This is a genomic window from Kitasatospora viridis (genome assembly GCF_007829815.1).
Taxonomy (GTDB): Bacteria; Actinomycetota; Actinomycetes; order Streptomycetales; family Streptomycetaceae; genus Kitasatospora; species Kitasatospora viridis.
In genome coordinates, this window is the sequence record NZ_VIWT01000005.1 from 394305 (window position 1) to 414592 (window position 20288).

Consider the following 20288-nt stretch of genomic DNA (forward strand, 5'->3'; position numbering starts at 1 on the left):
GTGCTCGTCCTCAAGCCCCTGTCGAGCGCGGTGGCCGACGGCGATCCCGTGTACTGCGTGATCCGCGGCAGCGCCGTCAACAGCGACGGCGCCAGCGACGGCCTGACCGTCCCGAGCAGCGCGGCGCAGGAAGCCGTCATCCGGCGCGCCCACCAGCTCGCGGGCCTCCAGCCGGCGGACGTGCAGTACGTCGAGCTGCACGGCACCGGAACCCGGGTCGGCGACCCGGTCGAGGCGGCCGCGCTCGGCGCCGCGCTGGGGCAGGACCGTCGCGAGCACGGCCCGCTGGCCGTCGGCTCGGTCAAGACGAACATCGGGCACCTCGAATCCGCGGCGGGCATCGCCGGCTTCCTCAAGGTCGCACTGGCCATCCGCGGGCGCGAGATCCCGGCCAGCCTGAACTTCCGTGAGCCGAACCCGCAGATCCCGCTCGACGAGCTGAACCTGCGGGTCCAGACCAGCACCACGCCCTGGCCGCAGGCCGACCGGCCGCTCGTCGCCGGAGTCAGCTCCTTCGGGATGGGCGGCACCAACTGCCACGTGGTGGTCGGCGAGGCGCCAGTCCTGGACGTCCCTGTCCTGGATGAGTCGGAGTCTGCGGGTCCGGTGGCGTGGGTGTTGTCGGCTCGTTCTGATGTGGCGTTGGCTGCGCAGGCGGGTCGGTTGGCGGAGTTCGTGGCGGAGCGGCCGGAGGTTGCGGTCCGGGATGTGGCGTTGTCGTTGGCGGTGACGCGCACGACGTCGTTCTCGCACCGCCTGGCGGTGGTGGGTCGGGACCGTGAGCAGCTGTTGGAGGGTCTGGCTGCGGCTGCCACGGGTGTGGTGAGCGGTGCTGCTGGTGATGGCCGGGTCGCTGTCGTCTTCTCCGGGCAGGGCTCGCAGCGTGTGGGGATGGGCCTGGGGTTGTACGAGGCGTTCCCGGTGTTCGCGCAGGCGTTTGACGAGGTGTGCTCGCACCTGGACGGTTTGCTGCCGGGGTCGTTGCGTGAGGTGATTGCGGCCGGTGGTCCGGAGTTGGACCAGACGGTGTTCGCGCAGGCTGGTTTGTTCGCGGTGCAGGTGGCGCTGTTCCGGTTGTGGTCCTCGTGGGGTGTGGTCCCGCAGTGTGTGGCGGGGCATTCGATCGGCGAGGTCACGGCGGCGTATGTGGCCGGGGTGTGGGATCTGGCGGACGCGTGTGCGGTGGTGGCGGCACGCGGCCGCTTGATGCAGGGGCTGCCGGCCGGTGGTGCGATGGCTGCCCTGGATGCGTCGGCGGAGCAGGTCGCGGAGCTGGTTGCCGGGCGTGAAGGTGTGGCGGTCGCGGCGGTCAACAGTGCGCGGCAGACGGTGATTTCGGGTGTCGAGTCCGTGGTGGACGAGCTGGCCGGCGTGTGGCGGGACCAGGGCGGGCGGGCGCGCCGGCTGCGGGTCAGTCACGCGTTCCACTCGCCGTTGATGGATCCGATGTTGGAGGAGTTCGCCCAGGTCCTTGATGGCGTGACTTGCCACGAGCCGCGGATCCCGCTGGTGTCGGGGACGCCGGGCGCGGATGTGACCGACCCCGCCTACTGGGTGGCGCATGTGCGTGACACGGTCCGCCACCACGACGTGGTGGAGGCGATGCGGGCCCAGGGCATCGGCGTGTTCGCCGAGTTGGGCCCGGACGGCGCCCTGTCGACGATGGCGGACGACGACGCGGGTACCTGGGTGCCGGCGTTGCGCGGCGGCCAGGACGAGCCCGAGACCGCGTTGCGCGCGCTGGCCGGACTGTACGCCGCCGGTGTTGAGGTGGACTGGGCGGGGCTGACCGCCGGAGCGAGCAAGGTCGCGCTGCCGACCTACCCGTTCCAGCGCCAGCCCTACTGGCCGAAGGCCACCGTCGCCGCCGACCACGACGGCGGCTCGGCCGATGGCGAGTTCTGGCAGGCGATCGAGAGCAATGACGCCGAGGCACTCGCCGGAGTGCTCGGCCTGACCGCCGAGCGTTCGGTGGTCGAATCGCTGCTGCCGGCGCTCTCCGGCCTGCGGCAGCGGCAGCGCAGCCGTGCGAAGTTCAACTCGCAGCTGTACCGCGTGGCATGGGAACCGGTGACCGCGGACATCCGACCGGCGGTCAGCGGTAACTGGCTGATCGTCGTCCCCCCGGGGTTCGCCGATGAGAGGGTCGCCGCCGAGGTGGCGGAGGCGCTGTCCGCCGATGGCGGCGTGGTCCACCGTCTTCAGACCGACCTGTCACAGGTCGGTGCCCTGCTGGGTACGCGCTACCCCGAGGCCGTCGGCGTGGTCTCCTTCCTTCCTCCTGGCGAGCCGGTCATCGACGGCGTCCCGGTGTGGAACGCCACGGTCGAGGCAGTACGGGCCGAGTTGTCCGACCAGCCCGGCGACCTGCGGCAGTCCGCGATCTGGGACCGGCCGTCGATGGCGGCCGGCCGCGGCGGTTGCCTCGACCTGCCCCGCGCCTGGGACGCCACCACCCGAGGCCTGCTGCGCGCCGTGCTCGGCGGCCAGTACAGCGAGGACCGGCTGGCACTGCGCCCGGCGGGCGTGTTCGCCAGGAAGGTGCGCGTCGCACCCATCGACGCCGACACGTCACGGTTGCCGTGGCAGCCGACCGGCAAGGTGCTGCTGACCGGTGACGACAACGGCCCGCTCACCGCGGCACTCACCCGATGGCTGACGGCCGCGGGCGCCGAGGTCGTCCGGGGAACGGACCTGCCCCAGGACGCCACCGCGGTCATCGCCCTACCGGACCAGGACATCGAGGCGCTGCTCCGCCTGCACGAGCATGCCGCCGACCGCGAGCTGTCGGCGTTCGTCGTGATCTCCCACGCCGCCGCCCAGCTCGGGGTCGACCAGGACGCGGACCAGCGTGCCTACAGTGCCTTCGCCGACGCGCTGGTGAGCCTGCGCCGGGCAGCCGGCCGCTCGGCCACCGCCATCGCCTGGCACGGTTCCGGCACCGGAGCCGTCGACGGCCTGCGCCACACCGACCCGGACGGCCTGGCCGAGGTACTTGCCTGGACCGTGGGACACGACCACGCATCCGTCGTCATCGCGGACCTCACCGATGAGCTGCGGTCCACCATCCTGGGCGGATCACGCCACGAGGTGACGCCGGCTCGGAACCATGGCGCCCAGGCCACCGGCTCGTCGGGGGCCGACGGGGAACGCCAGCTCGCCCGTCTGGTCCTGACCCTCGCCGCCGAGGTGCTCGGTCATGACGGCCCGCAGGACGTCGACGCCGACCGGAGCTTCCGTGAGCAGGGCTTCGACTCCTACAGCGCGCTCGACCTCCGCAACCGGCTGAAGACGGCCACCGCACTGCAGTTGCCCGCCACCGTCCTGTTCGACCACCCGACACCGACAGCGCTGGTCGCCTACCTGCGGCAGCAACTGACCGGTGAGCAGGAGGTCCTGCGGGAAGCGCCTGCCGCGGTCGCGCTGATGCAGGAGCCGGTGGTCATCGTCGGTATGGGGTGCCGGTTCCCGGGCGGAGTCGAAGACCCGGATGGTTTCTGGGAGTTGATCGCCGCAGGGACAGACGCGATCTCGGGCTTCCCGGCGAACCGGGACTGGGACCTGGAGCGCCTGGACGGCTCCGACTCCGGTGCTGCGGGCGCGCCCTTCGCCCGGGTGGGCGGTTTCCTCGAAGGCGCCGGCGATTTCGATGCGGAGTTCTTCGGGATCAGTCCGCGTGAGGCGCTGGGGATGGATCCCCAGCAGCGACTGTTGCTGGAGACGTGTTGGGAGGCTCTGGAGGACGCGGGGATCGCTCCGGGTTCGCTGCGTGGCAGCGACACCGGCGTCTACGCAGGAATCACCGCGCTGGGATACCGAGTTGGCGAGCAGGACGGTGCCGGCGGCTTCGGGATCACCGGGACGACGGCGAGTGTGGCGTCGGGTCGAGTGGCGTACTCGCTGGGGCTTCAGGGGCCGGCGGTGTCGATCGACACGGCGTGTTCCTCGTCGCTGACGGCGATTCACCTTGCGGCGCAGGCGCTGCGTTCCGGGGAGTGCGGGATCGCGCTCGCCGGTGGCGTCACGGTCATGCCCAACCCGGAGATGTTCACCGAGTTCGCGCGGCAGCGGGGGTTGGCTGCCGATGGCCGGTGCAAGCCGTTCGCGGAGGCGGCCGACGGCACCGGTTGGGGCGAGGGCGTCGGTGTGCTGGTGCTGGAGCGGTTGTCGGATGCGCGGGCTCGTGGGCACCGGGTGTTGGCGGTCGTCGCGGGTAGTGCGGTCAACCAGGATGGTGCGAGTAACGGCCTGTCGGCGCCGAACGGGCCGTCGCAGCAGCGGGTGATCCGGGCCGCGCTGACGAGCGCTGGGTTGCAGCCGGGCGATGTTGACGTCGTGGAGGCGCATGGCACGGGCACCGCGTTGGGTGACCCGATCGAGGCGCAGGCGCTGTTGGCGACGTACGGGCAGGGCCGGCCGGAGGGTCGGCCGCTGCTGTTGGGTTCGGTGAAGTCGAACATCGGTCACACGCAGGCGGCTGCGGGTGTGGCGGGTGTGATCAAGATGGTGCAGGCGATGCGGCACGGGAAGCTGCCGCAGACGCTGAATGTGGATGCTCCGTCCTCGCACGTGGATTGGTCGGCTGGGGCGGTCGAGTTGTTGACCGAGCCGCGTGAGTGGCCGACGGGGACTGGCCCGCGTCGGGCGGGTGTGTCGGGCTTCGGGATCAGCGGCACCAACGTGCACGTCATTCTTGAGCAGGCCGCCGAGGACGCCCCCGTCTCGGATGTTGTGGAGCCTGAGCCGGGCCCGGTGGCGTGGGTGCTGTCGGCGCGGTCCGATGCGGCGCTGGCCGCGCAGGCGGGCCGGCTGGCGGAGTTCCTGACGGCCCGTCCGGAGGTTGCGGCCAAGGACGTGGCGTTCTCGCTGGCCGCCACCCGGACCACGGGCTTCTCGCACCGCCTGGCGGTGGTCGGCGAGGACCGTGACCAGCTGCTGGAGGCTCTGGGCGCTGCCGCAACGCGCCACGAGGCGCCCGGTGTGGTGACCGGGGTTGCCGGCTCGGTGTCGCGGCCGGTGTTCGTGTTCGCGGGTCAGGGTGCGCAGTGGGTCGGGATGGGCCTGCAACTGTGGGACGAGGAGCCGGTGTTCGCGGCGGCGATGGAGCGCTGTGAGCGGGCGTTGGCGCCGTTCGTCGACTGGCGACTGCGTGATGTGCTGGGCGATGCGGCGCTGTTGGCGCGGGTGGACGTGGTTCAGCCGGCGTCGTGGGCGGTGGTGGTGAGCCTGGCCGAGCTCTGGCGGGCGTACGGCGTGGAGCCGGGCGCGGTGGCGGGTCACAGTCAGGGCGAGATCGCTGCGGCATGTGTCGCGGGCGGGCTGTCGTTGGAGGACGGCGCGCGGGTTGTGGCGTTGCGCAGCCGGGCGTTGGCTGGGCTGGCCGGCACGGGCGGGATGGTGTCGGTTCCTGCCGGGTTGGACGAGGTAGGGGAGTGGATCTCCCGCTGGGGCCAGAACTTGTCGGTTGCGGCCGTCAATGGCCCGAGGCAGGTTGTGGTGGCCGGTGCCGCGCAGGCGTGCACCGAGTTCGTGGACGCCTACGCGGATCGGGGCGCGCGGCGGATCGCGGTCGATTACGCCTCCCACACCGCGCACGTTGAGGCGGTTCAGGAGCGTCTGGCCGAGGACCTGGCCGGACTGGTCGCGACCAGCGGTTCGGTGCCGTTCTACTCGACGCTTGAGGCCCGCGTGCTGGACACAGCCGAGTTGGACGGCGGCTACTGGTACCGGAACCTGCGCCAGACCGTCCGCTTCGGTGAGGTCATCGCCGAACTCGTGGAGGAGGGTCACCGCGTCTTCGTGGAGGTCAGCCCCCACCCGGTGCTGGGCCTGGCGATCGCGCAGGCCGACGGGGATCTGGTGGCGGCGGCCACGTTGCAGCGCGGCGATGGCGGCCGTGGCCGCTGGCTGACCGCGCTGGCCGGCGCGTACGCGGCTGGTGTCGAGGTGGACTGGGCCACGGTGACCGCCGGAGCGAGCAAGGTCGCTCTGCCGACCTACCCGTTCCAGCGCCAGCACTACTGGCCGAAGGCCGCCGTTGGCCGGGGTGATGCCTCGTCGGCTGGTCAGCAGCGGGTCGGCCACCCGCTGTTGGCGGCCGCCGTGTGGCTGGCCGAGGGCGATGGCTTGGTCCTGACGGGTCGTCTGTCGCTGACGGCGATGCCGTGGCTGGCCGACCACGCGGTGTACGGCACGGTCCTACTGCCCGGCACGGCCTTCGTGGACCTCGCGGTCCACGCCGGTGACCTGGCCGGCTGCGGCGTGCTGGAAGAACTGACGCTCCAGGAACCGCTGATCCTGCCCACCACCGGTGGCGTGCAGCTCCAAGTCCAGGTCGGCGACAGCGACGGCGCCAGTGGCCGGCGAACCGTCATGGTCTCCTCCCGCGAGGGGGAGGGGAGTTGGGTTCGCCACGCGGTTGGCGAGTTGGCTCCGGCCGGCAGTGAGCCCGTCCCGACTCCGCTGGTCGTCTGGCCTCCGGCCGGTGCGGAGCCGGTTCCGGTCGACGACGCCTACGCGAGGCTCGCCCAGCGCGGCTACAACTACGGTCCGGCGTTCCAGGGCCTGGGTCAGGCCTGGCGTGCCGGGGACACCGTCTACGCCGAGGCCGAGCTGCCCCAGGTCGTCGACTCCGACGCAGCCGGGTTCGGTCTGCACCCCGCTCTGCTCGACGCTGCCCTGCACGGTCTCCTGGCCGCCGGCAGTGGTGGGACGGAGCTGCCGTTCGCCTGGTCGGGCGTGCGGCTGCTGGCGAGCGGTGCCCGCCAGCTGCGAGTGGCGTTCGCGGCCGGGCCCGGTGGGGTCTCGGTCACGGCGTTCGACGGCGTCGGCGAACCGGTGCTACAGGCACGGTCGTTGGCGCTGCGTGAGGCTTCGGCCGGGCAGCTCACCGGCTCCGGCCGGCAGGCGCGGAAGTCGCTGTTCACGGTGGACTGGGTCCCGCTTCCGCAGGTCCCGGCTGGCGCGGTGCAGTGGGTGCGGCACGGCTCGGCGGTGGCGCCGGTGGTTGTGGCGGCCGTTCCGGCTGCCGCGCCTGGGACTTCGGCCCCGGAGGCAGCCCAGCTGGCTGCCGCGACCGTGCTGGGTTGGGTGCAGCAGTGGCTGGCCGATCCGGAGACCGCCGGTTCGCGCTTGGTGATCTGGACCCAGGGCGTGGCCACCGGTCAGGACCTGGCCGGCGGGGCAGTGGTGGGCTTGGTCCGCTCGGCGCAGTCCGAGCACCCGGGCCGTCTGCTGCTGGTCGATGTCGATCCGGCGGCCGGCCTGGACCCCGCTCGCGACGCCGACGTGGACACCGTGCTGGCCGTGGCACTGGGTGCCGACGAGCCCGAGGTCCGCGTCTCTCCCGCCGCTGACGGCGGCAGTGCGGCGGCATTCGGGCGACGGTTGGTCCGGGCGGGTGCGTCCGGTGAGCTGGTGCTTCCGGAGGGCTCCGGCTGGCGAGTTGAGGTCACCCGGCCGGGTGACCTGAGCAGCACCGCCGTGATCGATGCTCCCGAGGCGAACGCCGAGTTGACTGAAGGTCAGGTTCGGGTAAGCCTGCGTGCGGCCGGCCTGAACTTCCGTGACGTGGTCGCCGGTCTGGGAATGGTCTCGGACGGCCGCGTCATGGGCCTGGAGGCCGCCGGGGTCGTGCTGGAGATCGGCCCAGGGGTCGCCGGTCTGACGGTTGGTCAGACGGTGATGGGTCTGGTGCCCGGTTGGGGTCCGGTCGGCGTCGTCGACAGCCGGCTGCTTGCGCCCATCCCGCAGGGCTGGTCCTTCCAGCAGGCCGCAGCGGTGCCGGTGACGTTCCTGACGGCGTTCTACGCGTTGCGGGATCTGGCCCAGTCCCGTCCCGGCCAGCGGGTGCTCATCCACGCCGGGACGGGTGGAGTCGGCACGGCCGCCGTGCAGTTGGCCAAGGAATGGGGGCTGGAGGTCTTCGCGACCGCGAGCCCGGCCAAGCAGCACGCGCTGCTGGCGATGGGCGTGGACGAGAGCCACATTGCCTCCACTCGTGATCTGGACTTCTGCGAGCGGTTCTTGGCCGTGACCGGTGGCGAGGGCATGGACGTGGTCGTGAACGCCCTGGCTGGGGAGTTCACGGACGCCTCGCTGCAACTGTTGCCGCGTGGTGGCCGGTTCGTCGAGATGGGCAAGACCGACATCCGTGATGCCGGGGAGATCGCTCAGGCTTACCCCGGAGTCGTCTACCGAGCGTTCGACCTGATGGACGCCGGTGTGCCGCGCGTTGGGGAGATGCTGGTCGAACTCGGGGCGATGTTCGAGGCCGGCACGCTGACTCCGCCGCCGGTGACGTGCTTCGAGCTGTCCCAGGCCGTGGCTGCGCTGCGGTACCTCCAGGCCGCCCGGCACCTCGGCAAGGTCGTGCTGAACGTTCCCGCCGAGTGGGACCAGCAGGGCACGGTGCTGATCACGGGTGGAACCGGAACGCTGGGCGGGGAGTTGGCCCGGCACCTGGTGAACGTGCGAGGCATGCGGCACCTGCTGCTGATGTCGCGTCGCGGCCCAGTCGCACCTGGAGTCGCCAGTCTGGTCGCGGAGTTGGCTGAGATGGGTGCGGAGGTGCGGGTGCAGGCCGGCGATGCCGCCGACCGCGAGGCCCTCGCCTCGGTGCTGGCGCGGATCGAGCGGCCGCTGACTGCGGTGGTGCACGCCGCCGGTGTGATCGACGACGCGACGGTGGAGTCGCTGACGCCCGAGCGGATGGCGACCGTGCTGTCCGCGAAGGCCGACGCCGCGTGGAACCTGCACGAGCTGACCGAAGACTCGGGCCTGGCCGGGTTCGTGCTGTACTCCTCGGCCATGGCCGCCCTGGGCAGCCCGGGGCAAGGCAGTTACGCCGCCGCCAACGCGTTCCTCGACGCACTCGCCGCCCACCGCCGCGAGCGGCACCTGGCCGGTCAGTCGTTGGCCTGGGGCCTGTGGGCCCAGGCCTCGGGGATGACCGGGCACCTGGACGGTGCCGACCTGTCCCGGCTGCGCCGTGGCGGTGTTCAGCCGATGGCGACGGAGCAGGGCCTGGCGCTCTTCGACGCTGCTGCCGCGCTGGGTGCGCCGTTGGCGGTCCCGGCCCAGCTGGACCTGGCCGCCTGGTCGCGTGCTGGCGGGCCGGTGCCCGCGCTGCTGCGCGGTCTGGTTGCCGGTGGCGTCTCCGTGCGCCGGTCCGCAGCCGTGGCTGCGGTCGTGGGTGGCCTGGCGGCCCGGTTGGCCGCGCTCAGCCCGGCCGATCGCGAGCAGGAGGTCCTGCAGATCGTCCGGGCCGGCACGGCCGTCATCCTCGGCCACGCCAACCCCGGGGACATCGACTCACAGCGGGCCTTCCGCGAGATGGGCATCGACTCGCTGACCGCGCTGGAACTGCGCAACCGGCTCGCGGCCGAGACCGGCCTGAGCCTGCCCGCCACCCTGGTCTTCGACTACCCCGTCCCGCTGGACCTCGCCCGGTACCTGGTCGCCGAGGCATGCGGCACCGACGGCGTGACCGCCGTATCCGCCGCATCTCCGGTCCGGGTCGGCACGGACGAGCCGGTGGCGATCGTCGGTATGGGGTGCCGGTTCCCGGGCGGGGTCGAAGACCCCGAGGGCTTCTGGCAGTTGATCGCCTCCGGGACCGACGCGATGTCGGGCTTCCCGATGGACCGTGGTTGGGAGACGCCGGGCCTGTCCGAGTCCGGTGACACGGGACCGACGTATGCCCGAGTGGGCGGCTTCCTGGACAGCGCCGGCGACTTCGATGCCGAGTTCTTCGGCATCAGCCCGCGTGAGGCGCTGGGCATGGACCCCCAGCAGCGGCTGCTGCTGGAGACCTCCTGGGAGGCCTTGGAGGACGCGGGCATCACGCCGGGCTCGCTGCGGGGTACGGACACCGGCGTCTACTCCGGGATCATCACGTCGGAGTACCGGGTCGGTGAGCAGGACGGCGCGAGCGGCTACGGGATCACCGGCACCCATGCGAGTGTGGCGTCGGGTCGGGTGTCGTACTCGCTGGGTCTTCAGGGTCCGGCGGTGTCGATCGACACGGCGTGCTCGTCGTCGCTGACGGCGATTCACCTCGCGGCGCAGGCGCTGCGGTCCGGGGAGTGCGGGATCGCGCTCGCCGGTGGCGTCATGGTGATGGCCTCGCCTGGGACCTACACGGAGTTCGCGTTGCAGCGAGGCCTTGCTGCGGACGGCCGGTGCAAGCCGTTCGCGGAGGCGGCCGACGGCACCGGCTGGGGCGAGGGTGTCGGTGTGCTGGTGCTGGAGCGGTTGTCGGATGCGCGGGCTCGTGGGCACCGGGTGCTGGCGGTTGTCGCGGGTAGCGCGGTCAACCAGGACGGGGCCAGCAATGGTCTGTCGGCGCCGAACGGTCCTTCGCAGCAGCGGGTGATCCGGGCCGCGCTGGCGAGTGCCGGGTTGCAGCCGGGTGACGTTGACGTCGTGGAGGCGCACGGCACTGGCACCGCGCTGGGTGACCCGATCGAAGCCCAGGCACTGCTGGCCACCTATGGCCAGGACCGGCCGGAGGGTCGGCCCCTGCTGTTGGGCTCGGTGAAGTCGAACATCGGCCACACGCAGGCGGCTGCTGGTGTCGCTGGTGTGATCAAGATGGTGCAGGCGATGCGGCACGGTGTGCTTCCGCAGACGCTGCACGTGGATTCGCCGTCGTCGCACGTGGATTGGTCGGCCGGGGCGGTGGAACTGCTGACCGAGCCGCGTGAGTGGCCGGCGAGTTCGGAGCCGCGCCGGGCTGGTGTGTCGGCGTTCGGGATCAGCGGCACCAACGTGCACCTGATCCTGGAACAGCCCACGCAGGATGTCCCCGTCCAGGCCGAGTTGGAGCCTGCTGCGGGTCCGGCGGCATGGGTGCTGTCGGCCCGGTCCGACGCGGCACTGGCCGCGCAGGCGGGCCGGCTGGCGGAGTTCCTGACGGCCCGTCCGGAGGTCGCGGCCAAGGACGTGGCGTTCTCGCTGGCCGCCACCCGCACCACGGGCTTCTCGCACCGCCTGGCGGTGGTCGGTGATGACCGCGACCAGCTGCTCGCGGGCCTGACCGCCGCCGCAACGGGTCAGGAGGCGCCCGGTGTGGTGAGCGGGAGCGCTGGTTCGGCATCGCGGCCGGTGTTCGTGTTCGCGGGCCAGGGTGCGCAGTGGGTCGGGATGGGCCTGCAACTGTGGGACGAGGAGCCGGTGTTCGCGGCGGCGATGGAGCGCTGTGCGCAGGCGCTGGCGCCGTTCGTCGACTGGCAGTTGCGTGATGTCCTGGGCGATGCGGCGCTGTTGGCGCGGGTCGATGTGGTTCAGCCGGCGTCGTGGGCGGTGGTGGTGAGCCTGGCCGAGCTGTGGCGCTCCTACGGTGTTGAGCCGGCCGCGGTGGCGGGTCACAGCCAGGGCGAGATCGCTGCGGCGTGTGTCGCAGGCGGCTTGTCGCTGGAGGACGGCGCCCGGGTGGTTGCCCTGCGCAGCCGGGCGCTGGCCGGGCTGGCCGGCACGGGCGGGATGGTGTCGGTTCCTGCCGGTCTGGACGAGGTGCAGGAGTGGATCTCCCGCTGGGGCCAGGACCTGTCGGTTGCGGCCGTGAACGGTCCGAGGCAGGTCGTGGTGGCCGGTGCCGCGCAGGCGTGCACCGAGTTCGTGGACGCCTACGGCGATCGCGGCGCTCGACGGATCGCGGTCGACTACGCGTCGCACACCGCGCACGTCGAGGCGGTCGAGGCGCGTCTGGCCGAGGACCTGGCCGGAGTGTCTCCGGTTTCCGGTTCGGTGCCGTTCCACTCCACGCTTGAGGCGCGGGTGTTGGACACCGCCGAGTTGGACGGCGGGTACTGGTACCGGAACCTGCGGCAGACGGTGCGCTTCGGCGAGGTCATCGCCGCGCTCGCGGCGGAGGGCCACCGTGTCTTCGTTGAGGCCAGCCCGCACCCGGTGCTGGGTCTGGCGATCGCGCAGGCCGGCGAGGATCTGGTGGCGGCGGGCACCTTGCAGCGCGGCGATGGCAGCCGGGGTCGGTGGTTGACCGCGCTGGCTGGTGCGTTCGCGGCTGGTGTGGAGGTGGACTGGGCTGCGGTGACCGCCGACGGCGTGAGGAAGGTCGATCTGCCGACGTACCCGTTCCAGCGGGAGCGGTACTGGCCGAAGGCCGTCACCGGTCGTGGTGATGCTTCGTCGGCTGGTCAGCAGCGCTCCGGTCACCCGTTGTTGGCGGCTGCGGTGTGGCTGGCCGAGGGTGACGGGCTGGTGCTGACGGGGCGTCTGTCGCTGTCGGCGATGCCGTGGCTGGCCGACCACGCGGTGCACGGCACCGTCCTGCTGCCCGGTACGGCCTTCGTGGACTTGGCGGTCCACGCCGGCGACCTGGCGGGTTGCGGTGTCCTGGAGGAACTGACCTTGCAGGAACCGCTGGTCCTGCCCACCTCCGGTGGCGTCCAGTTGCAGGTCCGCGTCGGCGACGGCGACGGTCCGCGATCGGTCACGGTCTCCTCTCGCGAGGGGGAGGGCGAGTGGGTGCGGCACGCGGTCGGCGTGCTCGCCCCGGTCGACAGTGAGCTCGCCCCCGATCCGCTGACGGCTTGGCCTCCGGCGGGCGCGGAGTCGGTGCCGGTCGACGACGCTTACGAGAAGTTCGCCCAGCGCGGTTACGGCTACGGTCCGGCGTTCCAGGGCCTGCGTCAGGCCTGGCGTGCTGGGGACACCGTCTACGCCGAGGCCGAACTGCCCCAGGTCATCGACTCGGACGCGGCCGCGTTCGGTCTGCACCCCGCTCTGCTCGATGCCGCGCTGCACGGTCTCCTGGCCGCTGCCGATGGCACTCAGGGAACTGAGCTGCCGTTCGCGTGGTCCGGGGTGCGACTGCTGGCCGCCGGTGCCCGCCACCTGCGGGTGGTGCTGGCCCGTGAGACGAGTGGCGTCTCGGTGACGGCGTTCGACGGTGTCGGCCAGCCGGTGTTGCAGGCGCGGTCGTTGGTGCTGCGTGAGGCCTCGGCCGGCCAGCTCGCCGGCTCTGACCGGCAGGCGCGGCAGTCACTGTTCACCGTCGACTGGGTCCCGCTTCCGCAGGTTCCGGCCGCCGCAGTGCAGTGGGTGCGGCATGGTGAGTCCGAGCCGGCACCGGTGGTTGTGGCAGCGGTCCCGGTTGCTCTGTCTGGTACTTCGGAGCCGCAGGCCGCCCAGCAGGCTGCCGCGACGGTGCTGGGTTGGGTGCAGCAGTGGCTGGCCGACCCCGAGACCGACGGCTCGCGGTTGGTCATCTGGACCCAGGGCGCAGCCGCCGGCCAGGACTTGGCCGGCGCGGCGGTGACGGGTCTGGTCCGCTCCGCGCAGTCCGAGCACCCCGGCCGCCTGGTCCTGGTCGATGTCGACCCGTCAGCCGGCCTGGACCCGACCCGCGACGCGGACGTGGACGCTGTCCTCGCGGTGGCGTTGGACGCCGACGAGCCCGAGGTCCGCATCCGTCCCGAGGCCGGGGGAGTCGCGGCGTTCGGTCGCCGGCTGGTCCGGGCCAGTGAGTTGGCGCTGCCGGGTGGTTCGGGTTGGCGAGTCGAGGTGACCCAGCCGGGTGACCTGGGCAGTACCGCTGTCATCGACGCTCCCGAGACAGGTGCGGCGCTGGTGGCGGGTCAGGTCCGGGTGGGCCTGCGAGCAGTGGGCGTGAACTTCCACGACGTGCTGGCCGGCCTGGGGATGGTCGTGGACGGCCGGGTCCTGGGCATGGAGGGTGCCGGGGTCGTGCTGGAGACCGGCCCGGGCGTCACCGGCCTGACGGTGGGTCAGCCGGTGATGGGTCTGGTGCAAGGCTGGGGTCCGGTTGGGATCGTGGACAGCCGGCTGCTTGCCCCGGTCCCGCAGGGCTGGTCGTTCCAGCAGGCCGCATCCGTCTCGGCGGTGTTTTTGACGGCGTTCTATGCGCTGCGCGATCTGGCCCAGGTCCGTCCCGGCCGGCGAGTCCTCATCCACGCCGGTACGGGTGGTGTGGGTACGGCCGCCGTGCAGCTCGCCAAGGCGTGGGGGCTTGAGGTCTTCGCGACCGCCAGCCCGGCCAAGCAGCACGCATTGCTGGCGATGGGTGTGGACGAGAGCCACATCGCCTCGACCCGTGATCTGGCCTTCTGGGAGCGGTTCTTGGCCGTGACCGGTGGCGAGGGCGTGGACGTGGTCGTGAACGCCCTGGCTGGGGAGTTCACGGACGCCTCGCTGCAACTGTTGCCGCGTGGTGGCCGGTTCGTCGAGATGGGCAAGACCGACATCCGCAACCCCGAAGAGGTCGCCCAGGCCTACCCGGGAGTGGTGTACCAGGCGTTCGACCTGATGGACGCCGGCGAGCCGCGCGTCGCGGAGATGCTGGCCGAGCTCGGTGGCATGTTCGACGCCGGGACGCTGACCCCGCCGCCGGTGACAACCTTCGAACTGTCCCAGGCCGTGGCGGCGCTGCGGTACTTGCAGGCGGCCCGGCAGGTGGGCAAGGTCGTGCTGAACGTTCCCGCCGTGTGGGATCCGCAGGGCACGGTGCTCGTCACGGGTGGAACCGGCACGCTGGGCGGGGAGTTGGCCCGGCACCTGGTGGACGTGCGTGGCATGCAGCACCTGGTCCTGATGTCCCGCCGGGGTGCGGCGGCGCCGGGAGTTGCCCGTCTGGTCGCGGAGTTGGCCGCGTCGGGTGCGGAGGTTCGGGTGCAGGCCGGCGATGCCGCCGATCGCGACGCGCTCGCCGCCGTGTTGGCGCGGATCGAGTCTCCGTTGACGGCAGTCGTGCACGCCGCCGGTGTGATCGACGACGTGACGGTGGAGTCGCTGACGCCCGAGCGCATGGCGACGGTCATGTCGGCGAAGGTCGACGCGGCGTGGAACCTGCACGAGTTGACCGAGGGCGCGAGCCTGGCCGGCTTCGTGCTCTACTCCTCGGCCGCAGCCGTCGTGGGTAATCCGGGTCAGGCCGGCTATGCCGCCGCGAACGCGTTCCTGGACGCGCTGGCCACTTACCGCCGCGATCGGCACCTGCCCGGCCAGTCGCTGGCCTGGGGACTGTGGGCCCAGGCCTCGGAGATGACCGGGCACCTCAACGACACCGGGCTCTCCCGCCTGCGTCGCGGCGGTATCCAGCCGATGACGACCGGTCAAGGTCTGGCGCTGTTCGAGGCCGCCACCGCCTTGGGCACGCCGCTGGCAGTTCCGGCCCGACTGGACCTCGCCGCGCTGTCGCGTGCCGGCGGACCGGTGCCTGCGCTGCTGCGGGGTCTGGCCGTTGGCGCTTCCGCCCGCCCGACCGCAGCTGTGGCGGCGGTCGGGGGTGGCCTGGCAGCTCGGTTGGCCGCGCTGTCTCCTGCCGATCGCGAGCAGGAGGTCCTGCAGATCGTCCGGGGCGGCACCGCCGTCGTGCTGGGTCACAGCCGACCCGGGGACATCGATCCCCAGCGGGCGTTCCGTGACATGGGAATTGACTCGCTGACCGCGCTGGAGCTGCGCAACCGGCTCGCGACCGAGACCGGCCTCACGCTTCCCGCCACCCTGGTCTTCGACCGGCCGACGCCGCTGGAGGTCGCCCGGTACCTGGTCGCAGAGGCATGCGGCACCGACGCGGTCGTCGGTGCGTCGGCTGCGCCGGTGGTCCGTCTGGGTACGGATGAGCCGGTCGCGATCGTCGGCATGGGGTGCCGGTTCCCGGGCGGGGTCGAAGACCCCGAGGGCTTCTGGCAGTTGGTCGCTTCGGGGACCGATGCGATGGCGGGCTTCCCGGCGAACCGCGGCTGGGAGACACCGGGCCTGTCCGAGTTCGGTGACGAGGGCAACGCCTTCGCCCCGGTCGGTGGATTCCTCTATGGCGCAGGTGAGTTCGACGCGGAGTTCTTTGGCATCAGTCCGCGTGAGGCCTTGGGGATGGACCCGCAGCAGCGGCTGCTCTTGGAGACCAGCTGGGAGGCACTGGAGGACGCGGGCATCACCCCGGGTTCGCTGAAGGGCACCGACACCGGCGTCTACGCCGGTGTCATCGCCTCGGGCTACCAGCTCGGCGAGCAGGACGGCGCGGGCGGCTTCGGCCTGACTGGCACCACGGCGAGCGTGGCGTCGGGCCGGGTGGCGTACTCGCTGGGGCTCCAGGGTCCTGCGGTGTCGGTGGACACGGCGTGTTCCTCGTCGCTGACGGCAATTCACTTGGCGGCACAGGCACTTCGCTCCGGGGAGTGCGGGATGGCCCTGGCCGGCGGTGTCATGGTGATGGCCACGCCTGGGACTTACACGGAGTTCGCGCGCCAGCGAGGCCTTGCTGCCGACGGCCGCTGCAAGCCGTTCGCGGAGGCGGCCGACGGCACCGGGTGGGGCGAAGGCGTCGGTGTGCTGGTGCTGGAGCGACTGTCGGACGCGCGGGCTCGTGGGCACAAGGTGCTGGCGATCGTGGCAGGCAGTGCGGTCAACCAGGACGGCGCGAGCAACGGTCTGTCGGCGCCGAACGGTCCTTCGCAGCAGCGGGTGATCCGGGCCGCGCTGGCCAGCGCGGGGTTGCAGCCGGCCGATGTCGACGTCGTGGAGGCGCACGGCACCGGTACGGCGCTGGGTGACCCGATCGAGGCCCAGGCGCTTCTCGCCACCTATGGCCAGGACCGGCCGGAGGGTCGGCCGCTGCTGCTGGGGTCGGTGAAGTCGAACATCGGTCACACGCAGGCCGCTGCGGGTGTGGCGGGTGTGATCAAGATGGTGCAGGCGATGCGCCACGGAATGCTTCCGCAGACCCTGCACGTGGACGCCCCGTCCTCGCACGTCGACTGGTCCGCTGGGGCGGTTGAGTTGCTGACGGCGCCTCGTGAGTGGCTGGCGGGGTCCGGTCCGCGTCGCGCTGGTGTGTCGGCGTTCGGGATCAGCGGCACCAACGTCCACCTCATCCTTGAGCAGCCCACCGAGGACGCCCCTGCTCCGGAGGTTGTGGAGCCTGAGTCGGGTCCGGCGGCATGGGTGCTGTCGGCCCGGTCCGCTCCCGCACTCGCTGAGCAGGCCGGTCGGCTGGCGGAGTTCGTCGCCGACCGTCCGGAGCTCGCGGCCAAGGACGTGGCGTTCTCTCTCGCCGCCACCCGCACCACGGGCTTCACGCATCGCCTGGCGGTGGTCGGCGAGGACCGCGAGCAACTGGTGGCGGGCCTGGCTGCTGCCGCCACGGGTCAGGCAACGCCCGGCATCGTCAGCGGGGTTGCCGGCTCGGTCTCGCGGCCGGTGTTCGTGTTCGCCGGTCAGGGTGCGCAGTGGGTCGGAATGGGCCTGCAACTGTGGGACGAGGAGCCCGCGTTCGCTGCGGCGATGGAGCGCTGTGCGCAGGCGCTGGCGCCGTTCGTCGACTGGCAGCTGCGCGAAGTGCTCGCAGACGCCGAGCTGTTGGCCCGCGTGGACGTGGTTCAGCCCGTGTCGTGGGCGGTGATGGTCAGCCTGGCCGCGCTGTGGCGGGCCTACGGCGTCGAGCCGGCCGCGGTGGCCGGTCACAGCCAGGGCGAGATCGCTGCGGCGTGCGTGGCGGGCGGCTTGTCCCTGGAGGACGGCGCCCGGGTGGTTGCCCTGCGCAGCCGGGCGCTGGCCGGGCTGGCCGGCACGGGCGGGATGGTCTCGGTCCCCGCCGGCTTGGACGAGGTCGGGGAGTGGCTCTCCCGTTGGGGCCAGGACCTGTCGGTCGCGGCCGTCAACGGCCCTCGGCAGGTCGTGGTGGCCGGTGCCGCGCAAGCGTGCACGGAGTTCGTGGACGCTTACGCGGACCGGGGCGCTCGACGGATCGCGGTCGACTACGCCTCGCACACGTCGCACGTCGAGGCGGTCGAGGACCGTCTCGCCGAGGACCTGGCCGGAGTGGTCGCGACCAGCGGTTCGGTGCCGTTCTACTCCACGCTCGAAGCTCGCGTGCTGGACACCGCCGACTTGGACGGCGGCTACTGGTACCGCAATCTGCGGCAGACCGTCCGCTTCGGCGAGGTCATCGCCGCACTCGCGGCCGAGGGCCACCGCGTCTTCGTTGAAGCCAGCCCGCACCCCGTGCTGAGTATGGCGATCGCGCAGGCCGGCGAGGATCTGGTGGCCGTGGCCACCTTGCAGCGCGGCGATGGCGGGCGGAGCCGGTGGCTGACCGCGCTGGCCGGCGCGTACGCGGCCGGTGTCGAGGTGGACTGGGCCACGGTGACCGCCGACGGCGCGACGAAGGTCGCTCTGCCGACCTACCCGTTCCAGCGCCAGCACTACTGGCCGAAGACCATCACCGGTCGCGGCGATGCGCCGTCGATCGGCTTGGAGCGGGCCGGACATCCCTTGTTGGCGGCCGCAGTCTGGCTGGCCGAAGGCGACGGCCTGGTGCTGACGGGTCGTCTGTCGCTCGCCACGATGCCGTGGCTGGCCGACCACGCGGTCCACGGCGCGGTGCTCATGGCTGGTACCGCGTTCGTGGACCTGGCGGTCCACGCGGGCGACCTGGCGGGTTGCGGCACGCTGGAGGAGTTGACGCTCCAGGAGCCGCTGATCCTGCCGACCGCCGGTGGCGTGCAGCTCCAGGTCCAGGTCGGTGACAGCGACGGCGACAGTGGCCGGCGAACCGTCACGGTCTCCTCCCGCGACGGAGACGGCGAGTGGGTCCGGCACGCTGTCGGCATCCTGGCCCCGACCGGCAGCGAGCCTGCCCCCGCCCCGCTGGCCGCTTGGCCGCCGGCCGGCGCGGAGCCTGTTCCGGTCGACGACGCCTACGAGAGGCTCGCCCAGCGCGGTTACCTCTATGGCCCGGCGTTCCAGGGCCTGCGTCAGGTGTGGCGTGCCGGGGACACCGTGTACGCCGAGGTCGAGCTGCCCCAGGCGGCGGAAGCGGATGCGGCCGGATTCGGCCTGCATCCCGCGCTGCTCGACGCCGCTCTGCAAGGCCTGCTGGCCGCCGGCGATGGCAGTGGGGGGACTGGACTGCCGTTCGCGTGGTCGGGCGTGCGGCTGCTCGCTGACGGTGCCCGCCACCTGCGAGTGGTCCTGGCACCCGGGTCGGGCGGCGTCTCGGTGACGGCGTTCGACGGGGTCGGCCAGCCGGTGTTGCAGGCGCGGTCGCTGGCGTTGCGTGAGATTCCGGCCGGTCAGTTCGCCGGGGCCGGTCGGCAGGTGCGGCAGTCGCTCTTCACCGTGGACTGGGTCCCGCTCCCTCAGGCTCCGACTGCTGCCGTCCAGTGGGCGCGGCATGGCGAGTCCGTGCCGGCACCGGTGGTCGTTGCGGCAGTCCCGGCTGCTCCGTCCGGGACTTCGGCGCCGCAGGGCGCCCAGCTTGCCGCCGCGGCGGTCTTGGGTTGGGTGCAGCAGTGGCTGGCCGATCCCGAGACCGACGGTTCGCGGCTGGTGATCTGGACCCAGGGCGCAGCCACCGGCCAGGACCTGGCCGGCGCGGCGGTGACGGGCCTGGTCCGCTCTGCTCAGTCCGAGCACCCCGGCCGGCTGGTCCTGGTCGATGTCGACCCGTCAGCCGGCCTGGACCCCACCCGCGACGCCGACGTGGACACCGTCCTGGCCGCAGCGCTGGAGGCCGACGAGCCCGAGGTCTACGTCCGTCCCGCCACTGACGGCGGGACAGTTGCGGCGTTCGGTCGGCGGCTGGTCCGGGCCGGGACGGACGAGCCCGGGGCCGCGCCCGCCGAGTGGGACCCGCAGGGCACGGTGCTCGTCACGGGTGGCACCGGCACGCTGGGTGGTGAGTTGGCCCGGCACCTGGTCGACGACCGTGGCATGCGGCACCTGGTGCTGCTGTCCCGGCGCGGCCCGGCCGCACCGGGGGCGGCCCGCCTGGTCGCGGAGTTGGCACGGTCGGGTGCGCAGGTGCGGATCCAGGCCGGTGACGCTGCCGATCGCGACTCCCTCGCGCTGGTGCTGGCCAAGATCGCGGCTGAACGTCCGTTGACCGCGGTGGTGCACGCCGCCGGTGTGATCGACGACGTGACGGTCGAGTCGCTGACGCCCGAGCGGATGGCGACGGTGCTGGCGGCCAAGGCCGATGCGGCCTGGAACCTGCACGAGTTGACCGAAGACGCAGGCCTGGCCGGCTTCGTCCTGTACTCCTCGGCGGCGTCCATCCTGGGGAGCCCCGGACAGGGGAGCTACTCCGCCGCCAACGCGTTCCTGGACGCGCTGGCCACCCACCGCCGCGACCGGCAGCTGGCCGGCCAGTCGCTGGCCTGGGGGCTGTGGGCCCAGGAGTCGGAGCTGACCGGGCAGCTGAACGGCACCGGCTTGTCCCGCCTGCGCCGTGGTGGCATCCAGCCGATGACGACCGGTCAGGGCCTGGCGCTCTTCGAGGCCGCCGCCGCGCTGGGTGCGCCCTT

At 72.3% G+C, this 20288-nt stretch carries 1 protein-coding gene (only partly in view); it reads left to right on the top strand.

The annotated features are described in order from the left end of the window. Positions 1-20288: the 5' portion of a type I polyketide synthase gene (locus FHX73_RS45770; RefSeq protein ID WP_246214144.1), read on the top strand. Its footprint extends 706 nt past the window's final position; only the first 20288 of its 20994 coding nucleotides appear in the window; the start codon lies at positions 1-3; its stop codon lies beyond the right edge, outside the window.